The following is a 4900-nucleotide window of genomic DNA, read 5'->3' as shown; positions in this document are numbered from 1 at the left end:
TGCTCTACTATGGTTTACCCCAAGTATTTCCAATTTTCGTCGGCATGGACGCCTTCAGTGCCGCCGTGTTAGCCCTGACGCTACACTTTTCCGCCTATATGGCCGAAAGCATCCGCGCCGCTATCCTGGGGGTAGACAAGGCACAAATGGAAGCATCCTTGAGTATCGGTATGACGCGTCTTCAGGCGATGAAGCGCATTATACTGCCCCAGGCTGCTAGGGTCGCGACACCTTCATTGATGAACTATTTTATCGATATGATAAAGAGTACATCGCTGGCGTTTACCTTAGGTGTCACAGAAATCATGGCTGTGTCACAAATGGAAGCGTCATCCAGTTTCCGCTTTTTCGAGAGTTTCCTAGCCGTAGCCCTAGTTTACTGGGCCGTAGTGGTGTTCTTTACCCAAATTCAACATCTGCTTGAGCGCAGGCTAAATCGCGCCTATTAAACAACGCCGGACAACCAGTATGATTAAAATTAGCAATCTCAGTAAGGCATTCGGTGACAACCAGGTGCTCAAAGATATCAACTTCGATGTTAACCCCGGCGAAATTATCGTGATTATCGGTCCATCGGGCACAGGTAAGTCGACATTATTACGTTGTTTGAACTTCCTCGAAACCCCAGATGAGGGACAGATCGAAATTGATGGTTTAATGGTCGACGCTAACACTGCTAGCAGTCTTGATATCAACGAACTGCGCAAAAAAAGCACCTTCGTGTTTCAAAACTATGCCTTATTTGCCAATAAAACCGCCCAAGAAAATATTGCCGAAGGGCTGATCACCGTGTGGAAGCAGCCTAAAGAAAAGGCGATGGCGACGGCGCTAGCAACGCTAAATGAAGTGGGTCTGGCTGATAAGAAAGATCAGTACCCCTCATCGCTATCCGGCGGGCAGCAGCAAAGGGTCGGTATTGGCAGAGCAATGGCGGCGCACAGCTCGGTTATCTTGTTCGATGAACCGACTTCGGCTCTAGACCCTGAGTGGGTCGACGAGGTGCTAGGCGTGATTAAACGTCTGGCCGAGAAGAAACAGACCATGATAGTGGTGACCCACGAAATGCAGTTTGCCCGTGAAGTTGCCGACAAGGTCCTATTTATGGAGGCAGGCACGATAGTGGAACAAGGCACACCGGAAAAGATATTTACCGCGCCGAGCCATAAACGAACCCAAGAGTTTCTGCGCAAGGTGTTAAAAGAATAATGCGCTTTCTTGCTTTCATCTGATAAGGGGCGAGCTCATGGCCGCTCTTTGCGCGGCCAATGCATCCAGTGCGCAGTGCCATAGTACTGCTTTTTTATACCCTCCACTCGACCGATTGGGAGGATGTAAAAATAATGGTGTAACTGCTGATTATCTATAACCTACACACAACCTCTCATTAAAGCTTAGTAGGAAGCGTTAGCCCTTTATCCAACAGTACAAGCGCACTCCCTCGCCAAGCGACACTAGGGGCTCCAAGAGACCTAAATGACTAAAAAGCTAACAATGATCCCGGCCTTCGCCGAGATAACTGTACTAGCTGCAGACTGATGAGCACCCGGCTTGCTCAGAATGATTAGTTGGTGTCAGTGGGGATGATACTATCCGCTTCGCTTGGCCTAAACCCTTGCTCATATAGATATCTCCTATCAACAAATTCACCAACGCCATTGGAATCCAAAAAAGATTCAAATGACATCTTGTCTGTTTCTATACGGACAAACGCTTCATGTGTCTGTAAATTAAAAATAATTGTGCTATCAGACCCATCCTCCCCTAAAAACTCATATGTTAACGTTCCATCATCATTAATTAAATAATCATTCAAGGTTATTTGATAGGGCCCGTGAGGAGTCTCTATAGCGATAACGTCTCCTATTTTTATTTTGCTGTATGCGGACAAGTCAACACTGATTTCCCCTCTCCCTTTTTCAAGCATAGATAAGGGGGCTGAATTATAAATAATCCCAGTGGCATCATTGATATCCACTTGACCATTTCCATCTGTTTTACCTAGGTGTTTTTTTGTTGATTCCTCGGCTGTATATTTTGTTTTTATTATCTCTCTTGGCTGATTATCCAGCTTGCTGGTGGGTCTTGCTTCAGGATAAAATGCCCACAAGCTGATTAAAGTAATGGATAAGATTAGTAATGAAATCTTTACGTGAGAAGAATTCATAACTTACTAAATCTCATGCCCGCTCCACTATTAATGTAGCGTACAGCATCAGCATCAGAGCTATCGCCACAGGCATAAAGTGCATCACATTTTATGTTAGGGTTTGAAAATCTATCTTTTGTTATCAGGCCCCCGTGCGTTCCAGGGTAACCCATGACTGTTACCCAAGCCCAGTTACCATGACCGGCCGCGTAGGGCGCTAACTTGCCTGATACAGATTTATTATGCGCAAGACCTAAATTATGACCAACTTCATGGATGAACGTGTCAGTAGCACCACACAGCCAATGTCCCGCTCTTCCTGCTGAATATGCAGACCGATTAGATTGGGTCCTATATCCTCTGCCACACACGGTCCAACTAAAATCTAAATCTGAAAAGACGAAAACGATATCCGCCCCTTTTTCTTTCTTTAATCTACCAACTGTAGGGTGCCTCCTGAAATCGTATAAACTTTTAAACGTCACTCCTTGTAACCTAGCATATCCAACACTCTTAGCCTTTAAGTTGACATGTGATTTTTTTAGAGTTGAATTCAAACTCGATATCTTTTGATCGGTATACTTTTTAAGATCCTCCCCTATATTAGCAGTATCATCTATGATAAATAATATCTTCACTTGATAATCTGGACTCCAAACTGATGGCGGGGGAGTGGAACCAGCGAGTGCGTCATTTATACACAATAAACATAATAAAATAATAATTTTGTTAACCATACCTATTTCCTTTTTTCCTTTCTCTAAGCGCAGCATTCCGTTATCTATAAGCTGTAATCTGTAATCTGTAATCTGTAATCTGTAATCTGTATCCGTAATCGTTCGCTTTCTCTACCCGTTAGTCAACGCTCTTGGTATATTCTTCCTTCATGCTTCAACCATCCACCAATATGATGACCATTGGGGTCCCTATGTGTCCAATGCACTATGCCACCTTTACCGTTCCACTCGTACTCACCGTAGAACTGGACTCGGTCACCATTCGATATTGAATTAATTCTTGGTGCCAATTCGATATTGTGAGCGATCAAAATCGTTTGTGCCGAAGAAACCCTAAGAATAAACTTCTGGTGCTTAGCGCCTAGATCATCATCTTGCAATATTCGAATAACAGTACCACTCGCTGTCCTTGTACGTTACCCAGACGATTTAAAACGCCTCTTGTAATGATGTTGCCCCATTGGCATCTGCAATTGTTATCCACTGGACTAAAATCAGCCCACTGAAAACGAATATAGATAGCTTACGCATATTTAAACCTTGCCTAATAACCACTAGAGCACCCATAGTTAAGTCCCGCCCTAGCTCCACATCTATCCCTGAGCACTGCATTCGTTATCCCTGAGAGAAGCGTTCCGTTGCCTCAGAGCAATGCCTTCCGTTATCCCTGTTCGCAGCCTTCGCTTTATCTATCCCTAGTCACTTAAGATCCAAGTAGAAATAGCCTAAAGACAATAATATGATTTTCCTGTCGATTATATGATCTAATTTAAAAGTTTTTTAGGATAAGAAGAATTTCTGGAATTTATTTACCTGACTCTCTTACTTTACATATAAAGAGATAATAGATCTCATTCTTGTTACGATTTTTAGCCAGACAAGGTAACCTTACTCCTAAAATTTGTCTATATATTCCGACAAATTCAAGTGTAAATAATAGCAACTTAAGTAAACACTAAATAAACACTGTGTATCTTCAATCAGTCGAACGGGTGGATGGTTAAATTAATCCATCTAGCTATTATTTAATCAGCCCTGATGCTATCTTTAGCGGTTAGCACCTAAGTATTTACCTATTTGATGTTCAATATAACCCTCCTGCTGGTGATGAATTAACCTACTCACTCATTTTCCATCCCTACCCTTGCGCTTAATAATAGATAACGAATAAGATACCTGTCTATTTTCGACATGTCGATGATTCACTTTCTCATTATAAATTCCGTTATATCTTTAACGTTAATTTTCTTGCAGCCAAACGAAGTTATGGGGGAATGAAAATGTCGACCTCTTGGTTTGTAACAACAATGGTTGTTTTATTAAAAAGATCACCAAAAAATAATAAATCGAGAGAAGTATTATGTTTACCATCAGAAAATGTCCCACACTGATTTAGAGCCCTACACCAAACGGAAAAGAAAGGTATCCATAATCAAAAACATGGGGACGACAGGCATTAAGTACAGGGTGACCGCATGAGTGTTCATTTTTTGCTCATTTGAGCCAACCCTGCTCGTAACACCCACTCTAAAAAGGATGTTTTCATCCACGCCCTTTTTTGTTTCGTAGGTATACTCACTTTTGTAGGCTCTGCTCTCAACATGTTTAGTGATGTTTGCCTAAGTATGGCCCAATTTTCTGCGCCATTATCTTTATAAATCTGACAGTTATCCTCTTTTAAAGAAGTGCCAAAAAATCGAGCCAGCCATTATTAATCAATTAAAATCGAGCCAGCCATTATAAATCAATAACATATCGAGCCTATGGCTGGTTTTCAATGTTCTAGGTGTCTATAAATCCAATCAAGAAGAACGATTACACCTTTGAAGTCTATAAAATGCTCACAAGGGGGATTTTTCAGAGAAATTGATAAAATTCAGGCAGGACTATCTCACCTAATTGATAGTGAGCCAGATATTAGACGAAATGATTGAAACTATCAGCTAGCTTGAAAATACTGACAACAGCTAGAGAAATGCCGACGCCGCTTCTCTAAATGTTCACAATAGCAGGTGAG

5 protein-coding genes and 1 pseudogene are annotated in these 4900 nt (G+C 41.9%); 2 read left to right on the top strand and 4 right to left on the bottom strand.

Features of this window, described 5'->3' with window-relative positions:
• Both HRU42_RS20475 and HRU42_RS20470 read left to right on the top strand, forming a co-directional pair.
• Positions 1-449, top strand: a 449-nt coding sequence (locus HRU42_RS20475; protein ID WP_295033868.1) for an amino acid ABC transporter permease, incomplete at its 5' end; no start/stop codon positions are given.
• 19 nt (positions 450-468) lie between these two features.
• Positions 469-1206 carry an amino acid ABC transporter ATP-binding protein gene (locus HRU42_RS20470; RefSeq protein ID WP_295033867.1) on the top strand — a complete coding sequence of 246 codons (738 nt, stop codon included), beginning with the start codon at positions 469-471 and terminating at the stop codon, positions 1204-1206.
• A 355-nt stretch (positions 1207-1561) separates the two neighbouring features.
• Here the strand turns inward: HRU42_RS20470 and HRU42_RS20465 are convergent, their stop codons facing one another.
• The 4 genes and pseudogenes from HRU42_RS20465 to HRU42_RS20450 form a co-directional block, all read right to left on the bottom strand.
• Positions 1562-2164: a hypothetical protein gene (locus tag HRU42_RS20465; RefSeq protein ID WP_295033866.1), complete on the bottom strand. Its 603-nt coding sequence runs from the start codon at positions 2162-2164 to the stop codon at positions 1562-1564.
• Positions 2161-2883: a zinc-dependent metalloprotease family protein gene (locus HRU42_RS20460; RefSeq protein ID WP_295033864.1), complete on the bottom strand. Its 723-nt coding sequence runs from the start codon at positions 2881-2883 to the stop codon at positions 2161-2163. Before HRU42_RS20460 ends, HRU42_RS20465 begins: the two co-directional genes overlap by 4 nt.
• Before the next feature lie 122 nt (positions 2884-3005).
• A complete protein-coding gene (locus HRU42_RS20455) occupies positions 3006-3263 on the bottom strand; it encodes a DUF3465 domain-containing protein (RefSeq protein ID WP_295033862.1) in 258 nt (85 codons plus the stop codon).
• Between the two features lie 1103 nt (positions 3264-4366).
• Positions 4367-4567 (bottom strand): annotated as a pseudogene (locus HRU42_RS20450) (ISAs1 family transposase); the annotation flags it as partial.
• Positions 4568-4900: the final 333 nt, after the last annotated feature.

This window comes from Shewanella sp., assembly GCF_013214165.1.
GTDB lineage: Bacteria > Pseudomonadota > Gammaproteobacteria > Enterobacterales > Shewanellaceae > Shewanella.
The sequence above is the reverse complement of the archived record's forward strand: the minus strand, read 5'-3'. Positions and strand labels throughout refer to the sequence as shown.

Coding starts and splice junctions, on each gene's coding strand:
- HRU42_RS20470 (WP_295033867.1), top strand. CDS start 469: ATGATTAAAATTAGCAATCTCAGTAAGGCATTCGGTGACAACCAGGTG.
- HRU42_RS20465 (WP_295033866.1), bottom strand. CDS start 2,164: ATGAATTCTTCTCACGTAAAGATTTCATTACTAATCTTATCCATTACT.
- HRU42_RS20460 (WP_295033864.1), bottom strand. CDS start 2,883: ATGGTTAACAAAATTATTATTTTATTATGTTTATTGTGTATAAATGAC.